At 67.6% G+C, this 24,308-nt stretch carries 23 protein-coding genes; 8 read left to right on the forward strand and 15 right to left on the reverse strand.

What is annotated here, in order from left to right; genetic code table 11:
* Positions 1 to 245 precede the first annotated feature (245 nt).
* Both K0O62_RS27880 and gltB read right to left on the reverse strand, forming a co-directional pair.
* Complete coding sequence (locus K0O62_RS27880) at positions 246 to 1,712, reverse strand: glutamate synthase subunit beta (RefSeq protein ID WP_073857352.1); 1,467 nt, start codon at positions 1,710 to 1,712, stop codon at positions 246 to 248.
* The gene (gene gltB / locus K0O62_RS27885) at positions 1,705 to 6,297 is read right to left on the reverse strand and encodes a glutamate synthase large subunit (RefSeq protein ID WP_073857353.1); all 4,593 of its coding nucleotides are present in this window, start codon (positions 6,295 to 6,297) and stop codon (positions 1,705 to 1,707) included. Before gltB ends, K0O62_RS27880 begins: the two co-directional genes overlap by 8 nt.
* A gap of 509 nt (positions 6,298 to 6,806) precedes the next feature.
* Between gltB and K0O62_RS27890 the strand changes: the two genes are divergently transcribed.
* Both K0O62_RS27890 and aqpZ read left to right on the forward strand, forming a co-directional pair.
* The gene (locus tag K0O62_RS27890; RefSeq protein ID WP_073857354.1) at positions 6,807 to 7,616 is read left to right on the forward strand and encodes a PaaI family thioesterase; all 810 of its coding nucleotides are present in this window, start codon (positions 6,807 to 6,809) and stop codon (positions 7,614 to 7,616) included.
* A gap of 127 nt (positions 7,617 to 7,743) precedes the next feature.
* Entirely contained in the window at positions 7,744 to 8,508 is a 765-nt protein-coding gene (gene aqpZ, locus K0O62_RS27895) for an aquaporin Z (protein WP_073857355.1), read from the forward strand.
* Positions 8,509 to 8,511: 3 nt separating this feature from the next.
* Here aqpZ and K0O62_RS27900 read toward each other — a convergent pair whose 3' ends face one another.
* The 3 genes from K0O62_RS27900 to K0O62_RS27910 form a co-directional block, all read right to left on the reverse strand.
* The gene (locus tag K0O62_RS27900; protein WP_073857388.1) at positions 8,512 to 9,054 is read right to left on the reverse strand and encodes a Dps family protein; all 543 of its coding nucleotides are present in this window, start codon (positions 9,052 to 9,054) and stop codon (positions 8,512 to 8,514) included.
* 69 nt (positions 9,055 to 9,123) lie between these two features.
* Positions 9,124 to 10,020 carry a DNA-3-methyladenine glycosylase family protein gene (locus tag K0O62_RS27905; RefSeq protein WP_073857356.1) on the reverse strand — a complete coding sequence of 299 codons (897 nt, stop codon included), beginning with the start codon at positions 10,018 to 10,020 and terminating at the stop codon, positions 9,124 to 9,126.
* A 9-nt stretch (positions 10,021 to 10,029) separates the two neighbouring features.
* The gene (locus K0O62_RS27910) at positions 10,030 to 10,389 is read right to left on the reverse strand and encodes a DUF427 domain-containing protein (protein ID WP_073857357.1); all 360 of its coding nucleotides are present in this window, start codon (positions 10,387 to 10,389) and stop codon (positions 10,030 to 10,032) included.
* A 63-nt stretch (positions 10,390 to 10,452) separates the two neighbouring features.
* Between K0O62_RS27910 and K0O62_RS27915 the strand changes: the two genes are divergently transcribed.
* Entirely contained in the window at positions 10,453 to 10,911 is a 459-nt protein-coding gene (locus K0O62_RS27915) for an SRPBCC family protein (RefSeq protein WP_073857358.1), read from the forward strand.
* On the opposite strand, the gene K0O62_RS27920 is transcribed toward K0O62_RS27915, so the two are convergent.
* Positions 10,908 to 12,278, reverse strand: coding sequence for an NAD(P)/FAD-dependent oxidoreductase (locus K0O62_RS27920; RefSeq protein WP_073857359.1), 1,371 nt, complete (start codon positions 12,276 to 12,278; stop codon positions 10,908 to 10,910). The two genes, K0O62_RS27915 and K0O62_RS27920, sit on opposite strands and share 4 nt — an antisense overlap.
* 76 nt (positions 12,279 to 12,354) lie before the next feature.
* Between K0O62_RS27920 and K0O62_RS27925 the strand changes: the two genes are divergently transcribed.
* A complete protein-coding gene (locus tag K0O62_RS27925) occupies positions 12,355 to 12,822 on the forward strand; it encodes a DUF4262 domain-containing protein (protein WP_073857360.1) in 468 nt (155 codons plus the stop codon).
* Positions 12,823 to 12,955: 133 nt separating this feature from the next.
* The gene (locus K0O62_RS27930) at positions 12,956 to 14,530 is read left to right on the forward strand and encodes an HNH endonuclease signature motif containing protein (protein WP_220045482.1); all 1,575 of its coding nucleotides are present in this window, start codon (positions 12,956 to 12,958) and stop codon (positions 14,528 to 14,530) included.
* On the opposite strand, the gene K0O62_RS27935 is transcribed toward K0O62_RS27930, so the two are convergent.
* The 4 genes from K0O62_RS27935 to K0O62_RS27950 are packed head-to-tail and all read right to left on the reverse strand — an operon-like array spanning position 14,518 to position 17,366.
* Complete coding sequence (locus K0O62_RS27935; RefSeq protein ID WP_073859562.1) at positions 14,518 to 15,336, reverse strand: class I SAM-dependent methyltransferase; 819 nt, start codon at positions 15,334 to 15,336, stop codon at positions 14,518 to 14,520. The genes K0O62_RS27930 and K0O62_RS27935 overlap by 13 nt on opposite strands.
* A gap of 31 nt (positions 15,337 to 15,367) precedes the next feature.
* Positions 15,368 to 16,414: an NAD-dependent epimerase/dehydratase family protein gene (locus tag K0O62_RS27940; RefSeq protein WP_073859561.1), complete on the reverse strand. Its 1,047-nt coding sequence runs from the start codon at positions 16,412 to 16,414 to the stop codon at positions 15,368 to 15,370.
* On the reverse strand, positions 16,411 to 16,908 hold the full coding sequence (locus K0O62_RS27945; RefSeq protein ID WP_073859560.1) for a nuclear transport factor 2-like protein: 498 nt from the start codon (positions 16,906 to 16,908) through the stop codon (positions 16,411 to 16,413). The genes K0O62_RS27940 and K0O62_RS27945 overlap by 4 nt, the downstream gene beginning before the upstream one ends.
* Before the next feature lie 20 nt (positions 16,909 to 16,928).
* Complete coding sequence (locus tag K0O62_RS27950; protein WP_073859559.1) at positions 16,929 to 17,366, reverse strand: hypothetical protein; 438 nt, start codon at positions 17,364 to 17,366, stop codon at positions 16,929 to 16,931.
* 68 nt (positions 17,367 to 17,434) lie between these two features.
* Here K0O62_RS27950 and msrA point away from each other — a divergent pair, with 68 nt between their 5' ends.
* Positions 17,435 to 17,944, forward strand: a complete 510-nt coding sequence (msrA, locus tag K0O62_RS27955; RefSeq protein WP_073859558.1) for a peptide-methionine (S)-S-oxide reductase MsrA — start codon at positions 17,435 to 17,437, stop codon at positions 17,942 to 17,944.
* On the opposite strand, the gene K0O62_RS27960 is transcribed toward msrA, so the two are convergent.
* The gene (locus tag K0O62_RS27960; RefSeq protein ID WP_073859557.1) at positions 17,941 to 19,293 is read right to left on the reverse strand and encodes a cytochrome P450; all 1,353 of its coding nucleotides are present in this window, start codon (positions 19,291 to 19,293) and stop codon (positions 17,941 to 17,943) included. The genes msrA and K0O62_RS27960 overlap by 4 nt on opposite strands.
* Before the next feature lie 124 nt (positions 19,294 to 19,417).
* Here K0O62_RS27960 and K0O62_RS27965 point away from each other — a divergent pair, with 124 nt between their 5' ends.
* Positions 19,418 to 19,999 (forward strand): TetR/AcrR family transcriptional regulator, encoded by a 582-nt coding sequence (locus tag K0O62_RS27965; RefSeq protein ID WP_073859556.1) that lies wholly within the window; start codon positions 19,418 to 19,420, stop codon positions 19,997 to 19,999.
* Here the strand turns inward: K0O62_RS27965 and K0O62_RS27970 are convergent.
* The gene (locus tag K0O62_RS27970; protein WP_073859555.1) at positions 19,996 to 20,565 is read right to left on the reverse strand and encodes a TetR/AcrR family transcriptional regulator; all 570 of its coding nucleotides are present in this window, start codon (positions 20,563 to 20,565) and stop codon (positions 19,996 to 19,998) included. The two genes, K0O62_RS27965 and K0O62_RS27970, sit on opposite strands and share 4 nt — an antisense overlap.
* A 54-nt stretch (positions 20,566 to 20,619) precedes the next feature.
* Here K0O62_RS27970 and K0O62_RS27975 point away from each other — a divergent pair, with 54 nt between their 5' ends.
* Entirely contained in the window at positions 20,620 to 21,270 is a 651-nt protein-coding gene (locus tag K0O62_RS27975; RefSeq protein WP_220045483.1) for a class I SAM-dependent methyltransferase, read from the forward strand.
* Here K0O62_RS27975 and mmpH read toward each other — a convergent pair.
* From mmpH to manT, 3 genes are read right to left on the reverse strand one after another with little or no spacing between them, the layout of a single operon-like run.
* Positions 21,267 to 22,337 carry an MMP endo-(1,4)-3-O-methyl-alpha-D-mannosidase gene (mmpH, locus tag K0O62_RS27980; protein WP_073859553.1) on the reverse strand — a complete coding sequence of 357 codons (1,071 nt, stop codon included), beginning with the start codon at positions 22,335 to 22,337 and terminating at the stop codon, positions 21,267 to 21,269. The genes K0O62_RS27975 and mmpH overlap by 4 nt on opposite strands.
* A 1-nt stretch (position 22,338) precedes the next feature.
* The gene (locus K0O62_RS27985; RefSeq protein ID WP_073859574.1) at positions 22,339 to 23,055 is read right to left on the reverse strand and encodes a class I SAM-dependent methyltransferase; all 717 of its coding nucleotides are present in this window, start codon (positions 23,053 to 23,055) and stop codon (positions 22,339 to 22,341) included.
* Positions 23,042 to 24,289 (reverse strand): MMP alpha-(1->4)-mannosyltransferase, encoded by a 1,248-nt coding sequence (manT, locus tag K0O62_RS27990; protein WP_073859552.1) that lies wholly within the window; start codon positions 24,287 to 24,289, stop codon positions 23,042 to 23,044. Before manT ends, K0O62_RS27985 begins: the two co-directional genes overlap by 14 nt.
* Positions 24,290 to 24,308: the final 19 nt, after the last annotated feature.

Raw genomic sequence — 24,308 nt, forward strand, 5'->3', positions numbered from 1 at the left:
TGGAAACTCGCGGCTGCGCACTGGGTGACGAAGCCACGACCAGGCGATTCGACTCATCCGGGACCGTGAATTGGGGTTGTTGTACACGGCAGAAACTCCTGCGTTCGGCGAATAGCTGCACCGTGGGGTCACTTTACCCGCACGACCCCTGCGCCACCATTAGATACCTGTGACGCGGCTAACACCACGAGGCGCGCCGACCGAAAAATCTGATGTTTCTGCCGTGACAGAAGTTGCTGATACGCCTAGCGCTGAGGTGCCGCCGTCGGCTCGATCGGACGTGGCAGCGCCGAGTGACCCATCAGGTAACGGTCCACCCCGGCGGCCGCGGCCCGGCCCTCGGCGATCGCCCACACGATCAGGGACTGCCCGCGGCCCATATCTCCGGCCACGAAAACGCCCGGGATGTTGGTCTGGAAGTCCCTGTCACGGGCGACGTTGCCGCGGTCGGTCAGTTCCACGCCCAGGTCGGTCAGCAGACCTTCCCGTTCGGGTCCGACGAAGCCCATCGCCAGGAAGACGATGTCGGCGTCCAGATCGAAATCGGACCCCTCGACCTTCTCGAACTTGCCGGCCTTCATCTCGACCTCGTGCACCTTCAGCGAGGACACCCGCCCGTCGGTGCCGACGAACTGCTCGGTGTTCACCGAGAACACCCGCTCGCCGCCCTCTTCGTGTGCCGAGGCGACCCGGAACATCAGCGGGTAGGTCGGCCAGGGGGTCGACTCGGCGCGCGTCTCCGGGGGCCGGGGCATGATCTCGAACTGGTGCACGCTGGCCGCACCCTGACGGTGCGCGGTGCCCAGGCAGTCCGCTCCGGTGTCGCCACCGCCGATGATGACGACCTTCTTGCCCTTGGCGGTGATCGGCGGCTCGCCGTCCGGGCCCGCCACGTCGTCGCCCTGCTGCAGCTTGTTGGCCCACGGCAGGTACTCCATGGCCTGATGGATGCCGTCGAGCTCGCGGCCCGGGATCGGCAGATCGCGCCAGGCGGTCGCACCGCCGGCCAGCACCACGGCGTCGAAATCTTCGTTCAGCTGCTCGACGGTGATGTCGACGCCGACGTTCACGCCGGTGCGGAACTGGGTGCCCTCGGCCTTCATCTGTTCCAGACGACGGTCGATGTGGCGCTTTTCCATCTTGAACTCGGGGATGCCGTAGCGCAGCAGGCCGCCGATGCGGTCCGCACGTTCGAACACCGTGACCGAGTGTCCGGCCCGGGTCAGCTGCTGAGCGGCGGCCAGCCCGGCCGGGCCGGAGCCGACGACGGCGACCTTCTTCATGGTGCGCACCGTCGGGACCACCGGCTTGACCCAGTCGTTGTCCCAGGCGTGGTCGATGATCTCCACCTCGACCTGCTTGATGGTCACCGCGTCCTGGTTGATACCCAGCACGCAGGCCGCCTCACACGGCGCCGGGCACAGCCGGCCGGTGAACTCCGGGAAGTTGTTGGTGGCGTGAAGGCGCTCGATCCCGTCGCGCCAACGGTCCCGGTACACCAGATCGTTCCACTCGGGAATCAGGTTCCCCAGCGGACAGCCGTTGTGGCAGAAGGGAATACCGCAGTCCATACACCGCGAGGCCTGATCCTTCAGGGTCTCGTCGGAGAACTCCTCGTAGACCTCTTTCCAGTCCTTGAGGCGCAGATCGACCGGCCGCCGGGCCGGGGTCTGCCGGGCGGTGTGCTTGAGGAAACCGTTCGGATCAGCCACGAGCGGCCGCCATGATCGCGTGGCCCACGTCTTCGCCGGCGGCTTCGGCCTCCGCGATCGCGCTCAGCACCCGCTTGTAGTCACGGGGCATCACCTTCACGAAGTGGGCCTGCTGCGCCGGCCAGTCCGCAAGAATCCGTTGACCCACTGCCGAATCCGTCGCATCAACGTGTGCCACGATCATTTCCCGCAGCCATTCGGTGTCGCCATCGTCCAAACTGTCAAGATCGACCATCTCTCCGTTCACGTTGCCCGGCAGAACGCCATCCGGGTCGTAGACAAACGCGACGCCGCCGGACATGCCCGCCGCGAAGTTGCGGCCGGTCCGGCCCAGGATCACCACCCGGCCGCCGGTCATGTACTCGCAACCGTGGTCACCGACGCCCTCGACCACCGCGTGCGCGCCGGAGTTGCGGACCGCGAACCGCTCGCCGACCACACCGCGCAGGTAGGCCTGCCCACTGGTGGCGCCGAACAGGATCACGTTGCCGCCGATGATGTTGTCTTCTGCGACATAGCCACTGGGCGCCTTGTCCGACGGCCGGACCACGATGCGGCCTCCGGAAAGCCCCTTGCCGACGTAGTCGTTGGCATCGCCGTACACCCGCAGCGTGATACCGCGCGGCACAAATGCGCCGAAGCTGTTCCCCGCCGACCCCTCAAAGGTGACGTCGATGGTGCCATCCGGAAGGCCCTGAGCACCATAGGCTTTGGTGACCTCGTGGCCCAGCATCGTTCCCACGGTGCGGTTCACGTTGGCGATCTTGGTGGTGAATCGCACCGGAGAACCGTCGTCGATGGCTTCCCGGCACTGCACGATCAACTGCTGATCCAGCGCCTTGTCCAGACCGTGGTCCTGCTGCGAACTGCAGTACAGATCCTGGTTCATGAACGCCGACTCGGGCTCGTGCAGCACCGGCGTCAGATCGAGCTTGTGCGCCTTCCAGTGTGCGGCGGCCTGGGCGGTGTCCAGCGCGCCGACCTGGCCGACCATCTCGTTGATGGTGCGGAAGCCCAACTGCGCCATGAGTTCCCGGACCTCTTCGGCGATGAACAGGAAGAAGTTCTCCACGAACTCCGGCTTGCCGTTGAAACGCTCACGCAGCACCGGATTCTGGGTGGCCACACCCACCGGGCAGGTGTCCAGGTGGCAGACCCGCATCATGATGCAACCCGAGACCACCAGCGGCGCGGTGGCGAAACCGAACTCCTCACCACCGAGCAGAGCGGCGATCACCACGTCGCGGCCGGTCTTGAGCTGACCGTCGACCTGCACCACGATGCGATCGCGCAACCCGTTGAGCAGCAGCGTCTGCTGCGTCTCGGCCAGGCCCAGCTCCCACGGGGCGCCGGCGTGCTTCTGCGAGGTCAGCGGGGTGGCGCCGGTACCGCCGTCGTGCCCGGAGATGAGCACCACGTCGGCGTGCGCCTTGGAGACGCCGGCGGCGACGGTGCCCACCCCGTTCTCGCTCACGAGTTTCACGTGGACACGAGCGGACGGGTTGGCGTTCTTCAGATCGTGGATCAGCTGAGCCAGATCCTCGATCGAGTAGATGTCGTGGTGCGGCGGCGGCGAGATCAGACCGACTCCCGGCGTGGAGTGCCGGACCTCGGCGACCCACGGGTACACCTTGTGACCCGGAAGCTGACCGCCCTCACCGGGCTTGGCGCCCTGGGCCATCTTGATCTGGATGTCGGTGCAGTTGGTCAGGTAGTGCGACGTCACACCGAAGCGGCCCGAGGCCACCTGCTTGATGGCGCTGCGGCGCCAATCGCCGTTCGCGTCGGGCTCGAAGCGGTCCACGCTCTCGCCGCCCTCACCGGAGTTGGACCGGCCTCCGAGCCGGTTCATCGCGATTGCGAGCGTCTCGTGCGCCTCGGCGGAGATGGAGCCGTAGCTCATCGCGCCGGTGGAGAACCGCTTGACGATCTCGCTGGCCGGCTCCACCTCGTCGATCGGAACCGGTTCGCGCACACCCTCTTTGAACTTCAGTAGGCCACGCAGCGAGGCCATCCGCTCACTCTGGTCGTCGACCAGCTTGGTGTACTCCTTGAACACCGAGTACTGCCCGGTGCGGGTGGAGTGCTGCAGCTTGAACACGGTGTCCGGGTTGAACAGGTGGTACTCGCCCTCACGGCGCCACTGGTACTCGCCACCCACCTCGAGCTCGCGGTGCGCCCACTCCTCGGGCCGGTCCAGGTAGGCCAGTTCGTGCCGTGCCGCGACGTCGGCGGCAATGTCGTCGAGATCGATTCCGCCTGTGGGGCAGTGCAATCCGGAGAAGTACTCGTCCAGCACACGCTGGTTGATGCCGATGGCCTGGAACAGCTGGGCGCCGGTGTAGGAGGCCAGGGTGGAGATGCCCATCTTGGACATCACCTTCAGCACGCCCTTGCCCGCGGCCTTGACGTAGTTGGCCTTGGCCTGGTCACTGGTCAGCCCGGTGATGACACCGCGGTCGATCATGTCGTCGATCGACTCGAAGGCCATGTAGGGGTTGATCGCCGCCGCGCCGAACCCACACAGCATCGCCATGTGGTGCACCTCGCGGGCGTCGCCGGATTCGACGACCAGCCCGACCTGGGTGCGGGTGCGCTCCCGAACCAGGTGGTGGTGCACGGCGGCCACCGACAACAGTGACGGGATCGGCGCGAGCCACTCGTTGGATTCGCGGTCGGACAGCACGATGATGCGCGCGCCGTTGCGGATGGCCTGCGAGACGCGTGAGCGGACGTCCTCCAGCGCGCGGCGCAGGCCCGCGCCGCCGTCGGCGACCGGGTACAGGCAGCTGACCACCGCGGCCCGCATGCCGTGCTTGTGGCCGCGGATCTCGTGGTCGGGGTCCACGTCGATGAGCTTGGACAGGTCGGCGTTGCGCAGGATCGGCTGCGGCAGCACGATCTGGCGGCACGAATTCTCGTCCGGGTTGAGCAGGTCACCCTCGGGGCCGACGGTGCCCTGCAGGCTGGTCACCACCTCTTCGCGGATGGCATCCAGCGGCGGATTGGTCACCTGCGCGAACAGCTGCTGGAAGTAGTCGTAGAGCATCCGCGGCCGATTGGAGAGCACCGCGATGGGGGTGTCGGTGCCCATCGAACCCAGCGCCTCGGCGCCGGTGCGCGCCATCGGGGCGACGAGGATGTTCAGTTCCTCGTAGGTGTAACCGAAGGCCTGCTGGCGCAGCACCACCCGGTGATGCGGCATCTTGACGTACTTGCCCGGGGGCAGCTCGTCGACGTGGAACAGTCCGGCGTCGAGCCACTCCTGGTACGGCTGGGCGGCGGCCAGCTCGGACTTGATCTCGTCGTCGGAGACGATGCGGCCCTGCGCGGTGTCCACCAGGAACATCCGGCCCGGTTGCAGCCGGATCTTCTTGACCACGGTGGCCGGATCGAGGTCGAGCACGCCGGCCTCGGATGCCATCACGACCAGGCCGTCGTTGGTGACCCAGATTCGGCCCGGACGCAGCCCGTTGCGGTCCAGTACCGCCCCGATGACGGTGCCGTCGGTGAAGCACACCGACGCCGGGCCGTCCCAGGGCTCCATCAGCGAGCCGTGGTACTGGTAGAACGCCCGCAGCGCGGGGTCCATGTTCTCGTTGCGCTCCCAGGCCTCCGGGATCATCATCAGCATCGCGTGGGCGATGCTGCGGCCACCGAGGTGCAGCAGTTCCAGGACCTCGTCGAAACGCGCGGTGTCCGACGCCCCGGGCGTACAGACCGGGAAGATCTTGTTCAGATCGTTGTGGTAGCCGAAGACGTCGGTGTGGATGAGCGCCTCGCGGGCCTTCATCCAGTTCTCGTTGCCGGTGACGGTGTTGATCTCACCGTTGTGCGCGACACGGCGGAACGGGTGCGCCAGCGGCCAGGATGGGAAGGTGTTGGTCGAGAAGCGCGAGTGCACGATGCCCAGTGCGCTCTCCAGCCGGTCATCCTGCAGGTCCAGGTAGAACGCCCGCAGCTGCGGGGTGGTCAGCATGCCCTTGTAGACGAATGTCTGACCGGAAAGACTTGGGAAGTAGACCGTTTCGCGGCCCGGCCCGTCCTGGCCCGGACCCTTGGTGCCGAGTTCGTGTTCGGCGCGCTTGCGGATCACGAAGGCACGGCGTTCCAGCTCCATGCCGGAGGCGCCGCCGATGAACACCTGGCGCAGCGTGGGCATGGCATCGCGGGCCAGCGCACCCAGCGAGGAGTCGTCATGCGGGACGTCGCGCCACCCGAGCAGCTGCAGCCCCTCGGCCTCGACGATCTTCTGCACCGCCTCACAGGCCAGATTGGCGTCCCGCGCCGACTGCGGCAGGAACGCGATACCGGTGGCGTAGCTGCCCTCGGGGGGAAGGTCGAAGCCCTCCTGTTCCGTGCAGACCGCGCGCAGGAACTTGTCCGGCACCTGCAGCAGGATGCCGGCGCCGTCACCGGTGTTCGGCTCGGCGCCCGCGGCACCGCGGTGCTCGAGGTTCAGCAGCGCAGTGATCGCCTTGTCGACGATGTCACGGCTCCGACGACCGTGGATGTCGGCCACCATGGCCACACCACAGGAGTCGTGCTCATACGCGGGGTTGTACAGCCCGTTGGGTGTTCCCATCGGCAAGCCCACCTGACCTTTACTCTCAAAGCCCCAGAGGGGCTTCATGTACTGCCGACTGTCTCCAGCGGCATACCGGCGGTCACCGGCTTGGCGATTGCGGTGCCTTCGTGCTGCACTGAACGACGGATTTGTCCCGCTCGCCACAAGTGATCAAAACGATATGACAAACACCGGGTGACGTGCCAACTTAGCCAGGCCTAAGTAGGGTGCCGCGCACGTCGGTCGGGACGGGCCGCCCCAGATCGATTCCGGACGGCAATCACGCTGGCCACGAAGGGTTTTCGGGTATTCCGCGACCCTCCGACCGCCCCGCTCGACTCGGCGGCCAAACGAGACCCTCGTCACACCCGTTTGCTATTCCTAAATTCAGGAGCTCTGAACTGGGATGATACGGAATCCGTTGTTAGCTGAAAGACTGGTCGGATTCTTAGAGATCTGACGTGGATCCGCGATTGCATACCCCTGCGGGGTAAGCCCCCGACGGGGCGGCGCGAAGCTGGTCCTCGATGACATATCCGCAGACCACCCCACCCGGCCGCTTCGGAATCGTCAACGTCGAAACCGGCCCCACGACGTTCGCCGCCAGCATGCCGGTCGACGGCATGCTGAATCCGTTCACAGGTTCGCCCTCGCTGGCGTCGCTGGCGGTGCTCGTGGACCACATCGCCGGCTTCGCCAATCACGCCCGACGGCCCGACAACCACTGGACGGTATCCAGTGAACTGGCGCTGGAATTCACCCCGGATGCCCAGTTCACCGTCGCCCAGGAGCCTGCGGAGCCGGTGCTCGCCGTCAGCCGGCCGGTGGGCGGCGCGGGCCGCACGTCACTGTCGGAGTGCACGCTGTCCCACCACGGTGTGGAGATCGGTCTCGCGACGGTGCGCACCTTCTACATCACCGCGGCCGTGCACACCCCGGGCGCGTTCGAGCACTCGACCGAGCCCGCGGAGCCGCTGCCCGACAGCCTGGCCGGGCTGCTCGCCGTCGAGGTGGCCGAGACCGCCGGGGCCGGGCCGGTGCTGCGTCAGCTGGAGAACTCGGCGGTGAACAACAGCCTGGGCGCGGTCCACGGTGGCGTGGCGGCGGCGGGTCTGGAGCTGGTGGCGTCCGCGGCGCTGAATGCCGGCCGGACGGAAACGCCGCTGGTGACCGCGTCGCTGCGGATCAACTACCTGCGCCGACTCGTCGGCGGCGGCCGGTCCCATTACACCGCCACCGCGCTGCACGCCGGCCGCAGCAGCGGTGTCGCCGAGGCCCACGGTATCGGCGACGACGGCAAGCCGGCCCTGACCGCCCGACTCACCGCCTACCGCTGAGAATGACCAGCAAACATCGCTGCCAGACAGTTATTTGACGATAGTCACCCTCGTCCGTGAAATCCGTGGAATTCTCGCCCCGTAGGTTCATTTACAGCGAAGGGCAGGGGCAATGTCCACTCGAACAATGACCACCCCCACGATGTCTCACAGACTGGCGGCCGAGTTCATCGGCACGTTCTGGCTCGTTCTCGGCGGCTGCGGCAGCGCCGTGTTCGCGGCCAAGTTCCTGGCCGATGACGGCATTTCGCTCGGCATCGGGTTTCTCGGTGTCGCACTCGCTTTCGGCCTGACCGTGCTCACCGGCGTGTATGCCTTCGGCACCATTTCCGGGGGCCATTTCAATCCCGCGGTCACCCTCGGCGCGGCGTTGGCCAAACGGGTCGAATGGGCGGCCGTGGTGCCCTACTGGATCACCCAGGTGATCGGCGGATTCGCGGCCGGCGCAGTGATTTACGTCATCGCCGGAGGTAAGGAAGGGTGGACGGCCACCGGCAACATGGCCGCCAACGGATTCGGCGACCACTCCCCCGGCGGTTACTCGATGGTCTCGGTCCTCATCACCGAGGTCGTGCTGACCTGCATCTTCCTGCTGGTGATCCTGGGCTCCACCGATAACCGGGCACCGAAGGGCTTCGCGGGCTTGTCCATCGGGTTGACCTTGACCCTGATCCACCTGATCTCGATCCCGATCTCGAATACCTCGGTCAACCCCGCCCGGTCCACCGGCGTCGCCTTCTTCAACGGCGACGGCGCACCGGGCCAGCTGTGGCTGTTCTGGGTCGCCCCGCTGGTCGGTGCCGCCATCGCCGGTGTCGCGTACCCGCTGTTGTTCGGTGTCGCAGAGGAACTCGCGGACCGTCCGGTTCGCGAGGACACTCTCGACAACTAGCGGTTACTGGCGCGCGCTGCTCGCGGCACCCTTCTCGGTGTCCTGGCCGGCGTGCGCCAGTTCCCCGCCCGAGCTCTCCAGATGCGCGCGCACGAACCACTGGAACTTCTCCAGTTCGGCGGAGTGGCCGATCAGCATGTCCTGGGAGACCAGGTCGATGTCATCGAGCCGCTGGATCACCTTGCGGGTGTCCTCGATGATGCCGGTGTACACCAGATCCACCGCCGCCAAGTGCGCCTGGACGTTGTCACGGCCGACCGAGTAGTCATCCCAGGTGCGGTCCTTGATGATCGCGCCGGGCGTGCCCTTGGGCGAACCGCCCAGCGTCGCAATCCGTTCGGCTACCTCGTCGGCGTATCCGCGAACCAGTTCCACCTGGGGATCGATCATCTCGTGAACACCGATGAAGTTCGGGCCCACCACGTTCCAGTGCACGTGCTTGAGGGTCAGATGAAGATCGTTGTAGGTGCTGAGCTGTTTCTGCAGCAACTCGGCGACTTCGGCACCTTCCTTGTCGGACAACCCGGGGATGGTGAACGCAGTCATCATGACTCCTTCGAATCGGGGGTAGGTCGTGTCTCCCAGCCAGGCATACCCCCGAAGACGGGTCCATAATCACAGCGCGCGCAGGTCGGGGATCGGCGCCCGGGGGCCGCGACGCTGCCGAACCGCCAGCCCACTGGCTTCCAACAACCGCACCGCCCGATGCCGGTGCGGCCGTATCGGTTCGAGCAGGGTCACCATCTCCGCGTCGTCGATGGGCCTGCCCAACAGGCACAGCCCGACAAGCTTGGCCAGGTGGTAGTCGCCGACCGACAGCGCATCGGGATCACCGAAGGCGCGCTGCATCGTCTCGGCGGCTGTCCACACCCCGACCCCGGGCAACGAGGTCAGACCGGCCGCCGCCTTCTCGCGATCCAGCCGCTCCAACGCGTCGGCTCGCTGGGCGCAGCCCACCACGGTGCGGGCCCGGCCCGGGTCGACGTTGGCCAGCTGGAATTCCCAGGACGGAATGCGCCGCCACACGTCGGCCGCCGGCGGCACCCGCATGCCCGACGGGGCCGGACCGGGTGCCGGGGCGCCGAACTTGGTGGTCAGCAGCCGCCACGCACGGAAGGCATCCTTGCCGTACACCCGCTGCTCCAGGATCGCGGGGATCAGGGCCTCCAGGACCCGTCCGGTCCGGCCCAGCCGCAGGTGCGGCACCCGCCGGTGGGCCGCGGCGACCGTCGGTTCCACCGGATCGAAGCCGGTCCTGTCGTCTTCGGTGCCGAGCAGGGCGCCCAGCCCATCCAGGAACTCGGCGGCCCCGGGACCCCATGCCTCACATTCCACGGTGTCGACGGCCGTCTTACGGATCCGCCCGGTCACCGCGCCGGTGCGGGTCAACGATGTCCGCCAGGTGTCCGCGCCGATCACCCGGAAGCACGGATCGCCGCTGCCCCGGCGCAGCGGTGCCAGCGTCAGGGCCGGACTCACGGGTCCGTCGAAGGTCACGGTCGCGGTCGGCACCTCACCAATCTAGGACAGCGTGATCTGTGCCTTGTCCGGGTAGAAGGCCACCGTCCCGGCGATCTCGGCCACCGCCGGGTAGGGCTGCTCGTAGGCCCACACGGCGTCCTGCACACCGGCGGCGTGGTAGTAACTCGCCTCACCCTTGTACGGGCAGTAGCTGGTCGTCTCGCTGCGGACCAGTGCCGCAGGCTGCACATCGGCCAGCGGGATGTACTGCACGGCCGGGTAGCTGGCCTCCTGCAACGTCACGGCGCGGTCCGTCTCGGCCACCACGGTGCCGTCGACGCTGACGGTGACGTGCCGGCCGGTCGGCGTCACGGTGATCGGATGCTCGGCGGTCGGCTGCAGGACGGGACGCTCGCTCATGCAGCGCACAACACCGGCCGGCTGACAGTGATTCCCGCCACGGCGGATCGTTACGATCAGCGCATGACCGAACCCGTGTCCGATTCTGTGACGATCGCCGCCGACCCTCAGACGGTGTATGCGCTGATCACCGACCTGCCGACGTTGGCCTCGCTGGCCGAGGAGGCATACGCCATGCACTGGAAGAAGGGTTCGGCCGCGACCCCCGGAGCGGTGTTCAAGGGTGAGAACCGCAACGGCTCGAAGTCCTGGGCCACCACCTGCACCGTCACCCACGCGCTGCCGGCCCAGCGATTCGCCTTCGATGTGAAGGCGGCCGTGCTGCCGATCGCGCACTGGCGTTACGACATCGCCGCGACCGACGGCGGCTGCACGGTCACCGAGTCCACCTGGGACCGCCGGCCGGGCTGGTTCAAGAAGGTCGCCGGCCTGGCCACCGGGATCAGCGACCGCGACGGCGCCAACGCCGAGCACATCCGGCTGACGTTGCAGCGCCTCAAGGAGCGCGCCGAGCGAGGCTAATGCGGTTTGCGGGTGACGATGTCGGCGACCCGGGCGATCGGGGAGGTGCTGCGCCGTCCGCCCGTCTCGTGCCGGTCGGCCAGCTTGTAGGCGAGGTAGAGACTGCGCACTCCTAGCCAGCGCAGCGGTTCGGGTTCCCAGTCGCGCGACTGATGCCCGACCCACGGCAGGTCGGTGATCGGGGTGTCCCGGGCCAGCACCAGATCGGCGAGGGTGCGGCCGGCCAGGTTCGCCGCGGTGACCCCGTGCCCGACGTAGCCGCCGGCCCAGCCCAGGCCGGTGGTGCGGTCCAGCGCGACCCCGGCCTCCCAGTCCCGCGGCACCGCCAGCACCCCGCACCAGCCGTGCGCGATCGGGATGTCGCGGACCTGCGGCAGGATCGTGTGCAGGACGTCGGTGAGCAGTCCGATGGTGCGGGCGGGCACCTGCCCGTCGCGGTCGGTGCGGGAGCCGAATCGGTAGGGCACGCTGCGGCCGCCGATGGCGATCCGGTCATCGACGGTGCGCTGGGCGTAGAAGAACCCGTGTGCGGTGTCGCCGACGGTTTCGCGTCCCTGCCAACCGATTCGGTCCCAGATCTCGGCGGGTATCGGCTCGGTGGCGATCATCGAGCTGTTCATCGGCAGCCAGCGTCGATGCAGACCGGGCAGTGCGGGCGTGAAGCCCTCGGTTGCGCGCAGCACGATCGGCGCCCGCAGCGTGCCCGACCGGGTGACCGCCTTGCCCGGCTGGATCTCGATGACCGCCGACTGCTCGTGGATGGTGACGCCGAGCCGCTCGACAGCATCGGCCAGGCCGCATGCCAGTGCGGCCGGCTGAATCCGGGCACAGTGCGGAGTGTGATAGGCCGACACCACCCCGTCGAACTGGATACGTTGCGCAGCTTCGTGTTTCGTGAGTTCGGTGACCTCGTTGCCCCAACGCCGCTCCTCGGCGACGGTGGCGGCCAGGCGCGCGGCCTGCGCGGGGTTACGGGCGATTTCCAACGTTCCACCCTTGACCGCGCCGGCGTCGATACCCTCTCGGGCGGACACCTCCATGACCTCGTCCACGGATTCGTTGAGCGCTCGCTGCCACGCCAGAACCTTCTCGCGGCCATGGGTTTTCGCCATCCGGTGGCGGTCCCCGGGAACCAGACCCGACAGCCAGCCGCCGTTGCGGCCGGAGGCGCCGAATCCGGCGAAGCGGGCTTCCAAGATGGTGATCCGCAGCGACGGGTCGGCTCGCTTGAGGTAGTACGCCGTCCACAATCCGGTATAGCCGGCGCCCACGATGCAGACGTCGGCGTCACGATCACCGGGCAGCTTCGGACGCAGCTCCGGCAGTTTGTCGAACCAGTGCGAGACCTGACCGTTGATGGTGGACACCCGGCAATTCTGTCAGGCCGGGTTGTCGGCGGTGCGGCGGATGGTTGACCCCACGTACCGATGAAAGGGGCACACCATGTGCTGGCAATGCGATCACCCGGGGGCCACCCGGCAGGACTACCTCGACGTGCTGCACGGCACTGTCGCCAAGAACGGTTGGGCGGTGCAGTATGTCGAGACGGAGCCACCGTTCGCGTACACGATAGGGCTGAGCGATGCCGGCCTGCCGGAGCTACTGGTCACCGCACTCCCGCCGGGGCAGTCCATGCGATTGCTGAACGTGGTGGCTGATTACATGGTGCGAAAGACCGAACCGGCACCCGGTGACACCATGACGTTCCCGAGTGACCCCGCTGTCGAGTTCGTCGCGGTGACCGCACCCGATGCGCACATGGGTTGGGCCGTCGCGTTTCACGGCGGGCCCATCCGTGGCCTGCAGGTCGCCTGGCGGGACGAGCACGGCCACTCGCCGTGGTGCCCGGACTTCAACCAGGGCGGTCCGCGGCAGCCCGTACTTGGGGTTCGCGAGCCGCTCGGCCCCTGAGAGATCCCTCGAGATGACCACCGCGACATCGGCTTCCGAGCGACAATCTGGTCTCAGAAGTTTCTTTGACCCATTCTGCCCCTGGTGTCACATTCTGTCCGGATTTGTCGGTGGTCGCACGTATGTTCGAACCATGAAGTCGGACGCGGTGGCCAGTCGGGAGACGGTGCAGCATGCACTCTCCGATCACGCCGCGTCCACCAAAGCCTTGCTGGATGCCGACTTCACCGTGTTCGACACCGCGGAGTTATTGGCCATCCAATCCGAGCGCGAGCGGTACGCGCGCGCGGACGCGATGATTGGGCACCGCATCCAGGCCGCGCTGATGGACCGGGCCAGCGCGCATGAGATCGGCGGGAAGTCCTGGGTGGATGTGTTGGCCACTCGGATGCGGATCAGTCGTGCCGAGGCCGCCCGCCGGGTGTCGGGTGCCGAAGTGCTTGGCCCGCGCCACGCGATCGGCGGGGAGGTGCTGGATCCGGTGCTGGCGGCGTGTGCCGCCGCGTTGGCCGACGGAGCGATCTGTGCGGGGCACATCAAGGTGGTCCGGGCGACGTTGAAGACCGCGTGCGGCCGGATGGCCGGTACCGAGTTGGCGGAGTTGGAGGTGTCGCTGGTCGCCGCGGCCAAGACCACGACCCCGGAAACCCTGGAAAAGGCCGCCGAACGGGTGCTCTACAAACTCAACCAGGACGGCCATGGCCCCGATGTGGCGCGGCATAAGCGGGGCATCACCCTGGGTGCGCAGGATGCCGACGGGCTGGTGCGGATCACCGGTTGGGTGGATGCCGAGTTGGCCGCGTATCTGGGCACCGTGCAAGAGGTGTGGGGGCGGCCCGGGGTCAACAACCCCGATGATGCTGAGCCCAAGCTGAATCCGGACCCGAACCCGCTCGAAGACGAACCCGGGCCGGCGTGCGACCCGGTAAGTGAAGAACCCGCGGGCGCCGACAGTGAAGACGACGCCGCCGATGAGGGACTCGCGGACCCAGCCAGTGAAGATCCCTTCGCCGACGCTGACACAGCAGAAGATCCCGATCCCAACCACCCAGCTGACTTCGGTGCCCTGGCCGACCTGGCCGCCGGCGATACCCGCACCGGGGCCCAACGTTTGCACGATGCCTTCAAGGCGATCCTGCGTGATGCCCTGATGGCCAAGAGCCTCGGCCAGCACAACGGGATCCCGGTCACTATCGTGGTCTCCACCACCCTGGCCGAACTCGAAGCCGGCGCCGGGATCGCGGTCACCGGGACCGGCACGCTGATGCCCATGCCGGATCTGATCCGCCTGGCCGAACAGGCGTATCACTACCTGGTGGTGTACCGAAAACACACCGCCGAACCGCTCTATCTCGGGCGCACCAAACGCCTGGCCAGCAAGGCCCAACGCCTACTGCTCTACCACCGCGACCGGGGTTGCACCCGGCCCGGCTGCACCCAAGCGGCGTGTCATTGCCAGGCCCACCACGCCGAACCCAGCTGGAACAACGGCGGACTCACCGACGCCCCCACCCTCGCCCTGGGCTGCGGCCCCGACAACCGGCTCGCCGAAATGGGCTGGACCACCAGCATCGACCACGACACCGGGCGCACCCACTGGCACCCACCCCCACTGATGGACACCGGCGGCGACACCCTCAACCACCACTTCCACCCCGAAGAATTCCTCGACCCACCCGGCGAGGACAACCCATGTCAGAACGCATAGCGGTGGTACTGCGCCATATACCGCAGCGCGGGCACCGACGACATGACCTTCGCCAGCAACCGGTATGCCGGCCCCACCCGGCCGAATTCCGGGGTGTCGAACGGCGACACCCAGGCCAACAGCCGGGTGCCGGGCACCGCCGTGCGGATGTCGTCGGGGCCGTTGATCGCCCAGTGCAGCCTGGCTCCGGACCGGCGCACCACGGTATTGGTCCACTGCGACTTGATACCCAGCGTGTTGAACGCATCGAATTGCAGTTCACCGGACGGGAATCCGTCCACCACCCGACGCAGCAGCTCCAGCCCGTCCCGTTCGGTGAGGTACATCGTCAGCCCCTCACCGAGCATCAGCGTCGGGCGGTCGGCGGGAATGTCGCGCAGCCAGTCCGCATCGGTCACCGAGGCGGCGAGCACGTGGCAGCGCTCGGCCGACGGATAGAGCCGCTTCCGCAGTTGCGCGACCTCGGGATAGTCGATGTCGTACCACTGCACCCCCGGCCCCGGCCGCAGCCGGAAGAACCGTCCATCGAGCCCGCATCCGAGATGCAGCACGACGGCCTCGGGGTGTACCGCGAGAAACTGGGCGGTCCACCGGTCGAAGTGCGCGCTGCGGGTGGTCACCGCGGGCGATCTCGCCGCGGTGATCGACGTGGCGCTCCAGTCATAGTCGATCCGCTCGGCGATCTGCCGGGCCAGCTGGTCACCCAGGATGGGTCGGGGCAGACCGGCGTCGAGCACCTTGGCGTAGAAGGTCGCCAGCATGGTCTGCGGCGCCCCGGACAGATCGACCTTGAGCCTGTCGGCCATTCCTCCAGGCTAGACCGCTCGGTCCGGGAGTTCAGCTGCTCTTCTGCGCCCGCCTGGCGTCGCGCAGGCCCATCCAGAACCGGGCGGCCTCACGAATGGAATCCTCCACCGGCGTTGGCTGCCAACCGAGTTCACGGACCGCCTTGCTGCAGTCGACGGGCGCCTCGGCCCGCATCAATCGCAGCGAGGCCAGCGACAGCCGCTCATCGGTGCGGCGCAGCCGGCCCTTGATGGTGCCGATGGTGGCCAGCAGATAGGTCAGCGGCAGCGGGATGGACCGCGCCGGCGGGGGCACACCGGCCTCCTCGGCCGCGATCCGCGCCACCTCGGCATTGCTGATCATCTTCTCCGAGATCAGATAGCGCTCACCCACGCGGCCCTTCTCCGCGGCCAGGATCAGCGCGCGGGCGGCGTCGTTCACGCCGACGGCCTCCAGTTCGATACCGCTCATCACGAACGGCAGCTTCCCGAAGGCGGCGCCGGCGATGATCGCGCCGTGCGGGGTGCGACCCCAGTCGGTGCCGCCATAGGTGGTCGATACGCACATCGCCACCGCGGGCAGCCCGCGCTCGCTGGCGTACTGCAGCACCAGCTTCTCGGCCTGCACCCGGGACCGCACGTACGGCGTCAACCCACGCTCGTCGGCGATGTCCGCCTCGGTGGCGACCTTCCCACGCTGCCGGCCGACCGTCGCGTAGCTGCTGGTGAACACGAACTTGCGCAGACCCGCGGCGATCTCGGGCCGGGACGCGATGTCCAGCACGTGGCGGGTGCCGTCCACATTGGTGCGGAACAGCGGGGACGGATCCCGCAACCAGCCCCGGGTGTCCACGACGCAGTAGTAGATGACCTCGACGCCGGTCATGGCCGCGGTCAGCACGTCCTCGTCCCAGATGTCGCCGAGGTACCGCTGCACGTCCAGATCGTCGATGCCGACGGTGTTGGCGCCCTCGCGCACCATCACCCGGACCTCGCGCCCATCTTCGACGAGCCGGCGCACCACGTGCGAGCCGAGGTAGCCGTTGGCGCCGATGACCAGGACGGGGGCGAGCGCAGCGGCGGGAGAGGGATCGGTCATCGGACGCCCATCTGCTGCATCCAGGCCGCAGCCTCGTCGGTCAGCGTGCCCAGCTCCTGCGCCTTCTTGCACCATTTCTTCGCCGCGGACAGGAACCGCAACGGGTTGTAGACGTCCTCCTGGCGGCTCCACAGCCCGTCGCCGGCGTAGGTCAGGATCGACAGGTTGGTGGCGCTGATAACCGTGCCGTCACCCGGATCGCGCATCGGGTTGTCCAGCTCGCAGATCACCCGGGAGGTCGACTCGTCGATGACCGACCACAGCGCCGGAAACGATGTCATGTGGTTTCCGGGGAAGCTCTCCATGGTCTTCCAGATCCACGGCCGGACCTGCTCGCGGCCGCGCATGGTGCCTGCGGCGTGCTCCACATAGTCGACGTCGACGGTGTACTGGTCGACCCACGGGTCCCAGTTCCGGGTGCGGGCGGCCTCGGCGACCGTCTGCTCGAACGTCGCAAAGGCATCTGTCAGCTCAACTCGGGTGAACAGCGTCACGCCACAAAATAGAACACGTTCTAGCTAGGTTTGTCGAGGGTGAAACCGGCGTCCACGACCCGCCGCTCACCGAGGGGCTCGTGCAGGGTCACCGCCACGGTCCCCGGCACCGCCAGCGCGATGCACATCCGTCCGATCGCTTCCGGCGGCACGCCACCGTGGAGATCCAGCAAGACCTCCTCGGCGGTCTCGGTCACGATGACATGCACGCCGAAGCAGTCCGCGGGCCCGGCCGTGAAGTTGACCGCCAGCCCGTCCTCGGTGCGACTCCACGATTCGACATCGGTCTGGTGCGGGTTGAGAATCATCGGATTGTCGACGAACACCGTGCGCCAGGGCTCGGCCTGCACCTCCGGGGGCTCGGCGACCGGGTCTGCCCAGGCCGACGGCGGCCCGGCTGCCAGCAGGCAGCCGACCAGGATTAAGCCGGCGTGTGCTGTGGTTACAGCTCTACGCATGGGTACCACCGTAACGGCGGAGCACAATGGGTACCGGACTTGGACGACAGCTGAAGGAGTTGACGCGCATGACTGACAACCAGAAGGCGATCCTGGCCGGCGGCTGCTTCTGGGGCATGCAGGACCTGATCCGCAAGCAGCCCGGTGTCGTCTCGACCCGGGTGGGTTACACCGGCGGGCAGAACGCGCACGCGACCTACCGCAACCACCCCGGCCACGCCGAGGCCATCGAGATCATCTTCGATCCCGCCCAGACCAGTTACCGGTCGTTGCTGGAGTTCTTCTTCCAGATCCACGACCCGACGACCAAGGACCGGCAGGGCAACGACATCGGCTCCAGTTACCGGTCGGCGATCTTCTATGTCGACGAGGACCAGAAGGCCGTCGCCCTGGACACCATCGCCGATGTCGACGCATCCGGGTTGTGGCCGGGCAAGGTGGTCACCGAGGTCGTACCGGAGGCCGACTTCTGGGAGGCCGAGCCCGAGCACCAGGACTACCTGGTGCGCTACCCGACCGGATACACCTGCCACTTCCCCCGCCCGGACTGGAAGCTGCCCAAGCGGGCCGAGGTTTAGTTCCGACGAGCCAGCACCACCCGCCCCCCGCGTTTGGGGGTGAAGGCCACTCCACGCGAGTGCACCTTCTCCCCGGGCGCGGAGGTGGTGGCGATGGTGAAGTGCCGCAACACCGTACGCAGGACGACATCCATCTCGACGTTGGCGAACACCGCACCCACGCAGCGGCGGGTGCCGCCGCCATAGGGCACCCAGGCCAGCGGTGGCCGGTTGCCGACGAACCGGTCCGGATCGAACCGCTGCGGATCGTCGAACTCCAGTACGTGCAGCTGCGACAGGCTGACGATGATCGAATACCCCTGGGGCACAATCCATTTTCCGAGCTCGAAGGTCGGCGCGTAGACATGCCTGCCGGCGAAGTCGATGACGGTGCGAGCCCGCTGGGTCTCCAGGATGACGGCTTGCCGGTACTCGTTCGCCTGGACATTCCCCGTCGCTTCGCTCGCCCCGTCTCCGTCGGCCTCGGCGACCAACTCGGCCAGCACCTCGGGATGGCGGCTGATCCGCTCGAACACCCAGGCCAGAGTGGATGCCGTGGTCTCGTGCCCGGCGGCCAACAGGGTCAGCAGTTCATCGGCGATGTCGGTGTGCGACATCGCGGTGCCGTCCTCGTAGGTGCTGCGCAGCAGCAGCGCCAGGATGTCGTCGCGGTCGGCGAGGTGCGGATCGGCGGCGACATCCTCGATCAGCCGGCCGACGACGCTGTCGTAGCGGCGCCGGTATTCGGCCAACCGGCCCCACGGGTGCCAACGTCCGTAGTCGCGCTTCGGGGTGGGCAATGTCGCGCACCGCGAGCCCAGCGTCACCCAGGGCGGGATGATCTCGCGCAACTCGTCCAGGTGCGCCCCGTCGGCCCCGAAGACCGCCCGCAGGATCGCGTTCAGGGTGATCCGCATCATCGGCTCCAGCATCGGGAACTCCTGCCCGAGCGGCCAATTCACCGATTCCCGCAGCGTCTCCTCTTCGAAGATCTTCTCGTAGTTCCTGATGCTCTTGCCGTGGAACGGCGGTGTCAGCAGCCGGCGCCGGCGCTTGTGGTCGGCCCGGTCGAGGGCGAATACCGATCCGGGACCCAGGATCCGGGACAGGTTGGGCTGGATGTTGCCGACGTCGTCGGTATTGGCCGCGAACAGTTGTTTGGCCAATTGCGGATCCGTGACGACCACCGTCGGGCCGAAGACCGGCAGTTTCAGCGTGAAGGCCTCACCGTACTTACGGGTCAGCCGCCCGACCACGCGTCGGCGGGCCAGCACGAATCCGACTGCTTGCAGGGCACCGCTGCGGGTCGGCCCGGGCGGCAACAGCCCGGCAGGGCTCTCGGGACGTTCGGCGATGGTGACTTCGTTCATGGAACGCTCTCCAGACCGGGTTGGTACTGCGCTGTACCGCAGGGGTTTGCGTTACGGTACTCCGCGGTACCGGGCTAGGCAATAGAAACTGCACCAATACAATCGGCCGGAGGGGGGAACAGCGATGGACGACGAACGGTCCTTTCGCAGCAGACTGCTCGACGGCCTGGCCGCCTCGATCGCCGAACGTGGCTACCGCACCACCACGGTCGCCGATATCGTCCGCCACGCCCACACCTCGAAACGCACGTTCTACAGCCACTTCCCGGACAAGGAGCAGTGCTTCATCGAGCTGCTGCGGGCCGATCATGAGCAGCTGCTGGCCGCGATCGGCACGGCGGTGGACCCGGACGCGGACTGGCGGGCGCAGATCCGGCAGGCCGTCATGGCCTACATCGAGCACATCAGCGCGCGACCGGAGATCACCCTCAGCTGGATCCGCGAACTGCCCGCGCTCGGCGCCCCGGTGCGTGACATCCAGCGGTCCGCGATGAGCGGTCTCACCGACCTGCTCGTCGCGCTGTCCGACAGTCCCGGCTTCCGCCGCGGCGATATCTCCCCGGTGCGCCGCGAACTCGCGGTCATCCTGCTCGGCGGGCTGCGCGAGTTGACGGCGCTGACGGTGGAGGACAGCCGCCCGGCCGAGTCGATCCTGGAACCGGCGGTGACCGCGTCCGAGGCGCTGCTCGGCGCCGAACGGCCCTAGTTCAGGATCAGGCGCGCCGATTTCACCAGGCGCAGCGCGATCTCCGGGTACGCCTCGTACCCCATCCCGGCCCACACCAGGGTGCCCGTGTAGAGCAGTTCGAGCGCCTCGATCACATCCGGATCCACCGCCGGCCCGAGCGCCGCGACCAGCCGGGCCCGGATGTCCGCGCCGATGCGCCCGCGCAGGACATCGACGTCGGGATCCTTACCCAGCAGCGCGTTGGTGACCGCCCCGGCGAACTCGGGTTCCCCGGCCACCAGCAGCGCGATCTGTTCGAGCACCTCGAGCACCCGCGTCGCGGGATCATCGGATTCGTGGGCGGCCAGCGGGGACTCGGCCAGCCGGCGCCAGAACACCTCGGCGACCAGATGTTCCTTGGAGGAGAAATAGGTGTACGCGGTGGCGGCTCCGACACCGGCCTGCGCGGCCACCCGGCGCACCGTGAGCGCCGCAAAACCCTCCCGGCCCAACAGTTCCAGCGCCGCCTTGCCGAGCCGGTCGACGGTATCGGCCTGCTTGGCGCTCAACCTGCGGCGCGTCGACTCCAGGGCCGTATCGGACACGTGTCCAGACACTACTGCACCCCCCGATCACCAGCAACGGTAGGTTTGTCAGCCATGAGCAACGCCGACACCGCCCTGCCCGCCGAGGCCGCCCGCTTGTTCGAGTTCGCCGAGCAGGTCATCGGCTTCTTGCCCGCCGACGAGGGCCGCGCGCTCTATGACGCCGCCGTGCGCTACCTGCCCGGTGGTGTCGGTGTCGAAATCGGCACCTACTGCGGTAAGTCCACGGTGTTGCTGGGCGCGGCGGCCGCGCAGGTCGGCGGCGTCATCTTCACCGTCGACCATCACCACGGTTCCGAGGAGCACCAGCCCGGGTGGGAGTATCACGACACCTCGCTGGTCGACCCGGTCACCAAGCGCTTCGACACGCTGCCGACCATGCGGCACACGCTGGACCTGGCCGGCCTGGAAGACCACGTGGTGGCGATCGTCGGCAAGTCCCCCACCGTCGCCCGGGTCTGGGCCACCCCGGTGCAGTTCCTGTTCATCGACGGCGGTCACACCGAGGAGGCGGCTCAGCGCGATTACGACGGCTGGGCCAAGTGGGTGGCACTCGGCGGCGCACTGGTGATCCACGATGTGTTCCCCGATCCGAATGACGGCGGCCAGGCACCGTTCCACATCTACCGTCGCGCAATCGATTCCGGCGACTTCACCGAGATCTCCGCGACCGGCTCGCTGCGGCTGCTGGAGCGGGTGGGCTAACGGCCCGAGGTCGCGCAGGCGCAGTCGAATTCGCCTTCCAGCCCGCGCGGCAGATCCGTGGCCCGGAAGATGCCGGCGGCGGCACTGGTCGAGGTCAGGGCGTCGGCGGCCAGGATCATCGCCGCACCGGTCCAGGTGGTGCGCTCCACCGGCCAGCGCTTGCCGTCGGAGAACACCAGTCCGGTCCAGTACGACCCGTCCGTCTCGCGCAGATGCTGCATGGCCGCGAACTGTTCCAGTGCGCGCTTGCGGTCACCGATCGCGTCGAGCGCCATCACCAGCTCACAGGTCTCCGCACCGGTCACCCAGGGCCGGTGGTCCACGCACCGGATGCCCAGTCCGTCGACCACGAAATCGTCCCAGCGCCGGTTGATCCTGGACTCGGCGGCCTCACCGCGGACCGCACCGGTGAGCACCGGGTAGTACCACTCCATGGCATGAGTGTCCTTGGCGTTGAACAGCTCCGGATGCTCGGCGATGGCGTGCCCGAGCGCTCCGACGGCCACCTCCCACTCCGGCTGCGGATCGTCGAGGTAGTTCGCCAGCGCCAGCGCGCACCGGATGCTGTGGTAGATGCTCGCGCAACCGGTCAGCAATGCCTCTTCCAGGGGTCCGGCATCGCTTCTGGCCCAGCAGATCTCACCCCCGGGAAGTTGCAGGGTCAGCACGAAGTCGATGGCCTTGGCGACCACCGGCCACATCGTCTCGGCGAAACCGCGGTCCCCGGTGATCAGCACGTGATGCCAGACGCCGGTCGCGATGTAGGCACAGAAGTTGGTGTCGCTGTTGGCATCCTCGACCACACCGTTGCGCAGCTGGATCGGCCACGAACCATCCGGGCGCTGCGCCGTGCGGCACCAGTCGAAGGCGGCCCGGGCCGGCTCCAACAGACCGGCCACCGTCAGCGCCATGGCGTTCTCGACGTGATCCCACGGGTCCGTGTGCCCACCCACCGACCACGGGATCGCGCCCGAGCTCTCCTGGGTCTCGGCGATGGACACCGCGGTCTGACGGCACTGCTCGGGCGTCAGAACACCGGGAACCCCGGGGATCTCGAGATCCGCCATGTCAGTCTGCCGGTTTTTGGAAGTACAGAGCGACACTCTTACCGATCAACGGGTTCAGCGCCGCTTCCGCCGTACGAGTCAGCCAGGGCCGGCTCATCATGTCCCACACCAACAGTTTGTGATAGGCCGTCACCGCCGGATTGTCTGGCTTGTCCACGCCGACAGCACATTTGAGCCACCAAAACGGTGCGTGCAGCGAATGCGCATGCTCGCTGTGGGCGAACCGCATACCCCGTCCCACGACCTTGTCGCGCAGTTCGTCGGCGCGGTAGATGCGGATGTGCCCGCCCTCGTTGGCGTGGTACTCGTCCGACAGCAGCCAGCACACCTTCTCGGGCAGCCAGCGCGGGACGGTGATGGCAAGCGCACCACCAGGTTTGAGGACCCGGACCAGCTCCGAGATCGCCTTGTCGTCCTCCGGGACGTGCTCCAGGATCTCCGAGGCGATGACGCAGTCGAACGTGCCATCGGCATAGGGCAACGCCAGGGCGTCCCCCTTGACCGCCTCCGCGCGGGCCGACGCCGGCGCCTCGCCCTGCTCCTTCATGGCCGTCAGGATGGCGTCCACGTCATTGAGGTCCTCGACGCTCTGGTCGAAGGCGATGACGTCGGCGCCGCGGCGGTAGGCCTCGAAGGAGTGGCGCCCCGCGCCACAGCCCACATCGATGACCGATGTCCCCGGCCCTACGCCGAGCCGGTCGAAGTCAACGGTCAGCACGCTGCGTGTCCTTTCGGGTTCGGTCGATTGCCCGCTCGTAGACGGCCACGGTCTGTGCCGCCACGGACTCCCAGCTGAATACGTCCAGGGCCCGGCGCCGGCCGGCCGCGCCGAGGCGGTGCCGTTCGGCCGGCGAGTCCAGCAGTTCGCCGAGCACATCGGTCAGCTCGTCGACATCGGCGGGCCGGACCAGGCGTGCGCATTCCTCGCTCAGCACCTCGGGCAGCGCCCCGGCCCGGCTCGCCACGATCGGCGTGCCGCTGGCCATCGCCTCCACGGCGGGCAGCGAGAATCCTTCGTAAAGCGAAGGGATACAGGCTATCTCAGCGGACGCCAGCAGCTCGGCCAGCGCCTCGTCGGTCAACCCGCTGGAGACGTTGACGATATCGGAGATGCCCAGCTCGGCGATCAGCTTCTCGGTCGGGCCGTTGGGCTCGAGCTTGGACACCAGCTGCAGATCCAGGTTGTGGTGCGTGCGCAACCGCGCCACCGCCCGCAGCAGATTGCCGACGCCCTTGAGCGGCACATCGGCACTGGCGATCGCGATGATCCGGCCGGGCACCCGCGCATCGGACGGCTGGAACAGCTCGGTGTCGACACCGAGGGGCACCACGTGCAGCTGGGCGTCGCTGACCCCGAAGTCCGCGGCGATGTCGGCGGCCGAGGTCGACGAGACGGTCAGCAGCTCCGGGATGGCACGGGCCACCTTCTTCTGTGTCTCGGCGAAGGCGTACCACCGGCGGACCAGCGGCTTGCGCCACCACTTGGCGGCGGCCACCTCGAGAACGCGGTCCCGGGTGATCGGGTGGTGCACGGTGGCGACCAGCGGCATCCCGCGCTCGGCGATCGTCAACAGGGCCGACCCCAGGCTCTGGTTGTCGTGCACCACGTCGAACTCGTCGCCGCGCTCGGCCATGATGCGCGCGACCCGCAGACAGAACGTCTTGGGTTCGGGGAAACCGGCCGACCACATGGTCGCCAGTTCGAGCAGGTCGATGCGGTCCCGGATCTCGCGCGGATGCGGGACGCGGAACGGATCGGGCTCGCGATAAAGGTCGAGGCTGGGCACCTTGGTGAGCCGCACCCGCGGGTCCAGGCCTTCGGGATAGGGCTGGCCGGAGAACACCTCGACGTCGTGGCCGAGTTCGGCCAGACCCCGGGAAAGATGCCGTACATACACACCCTGACCACCGCAATGAGTTTTGCTTCGGTACGAGAGAAGGGCTATACGCACGTCAGCTCAATCCGCTGAA

Origin of the sequence: Mycolicibacterium diernhoferi, assembly GCF_019456655.1 — a bacterium.
GTDB classification, from domain to species: Bacteria; Actinomycetota; Actinomycetes; order Mycobacteriales; family Mycobacteriaceae; genus Mycobacterium; species Mycobacterium diernhoferi.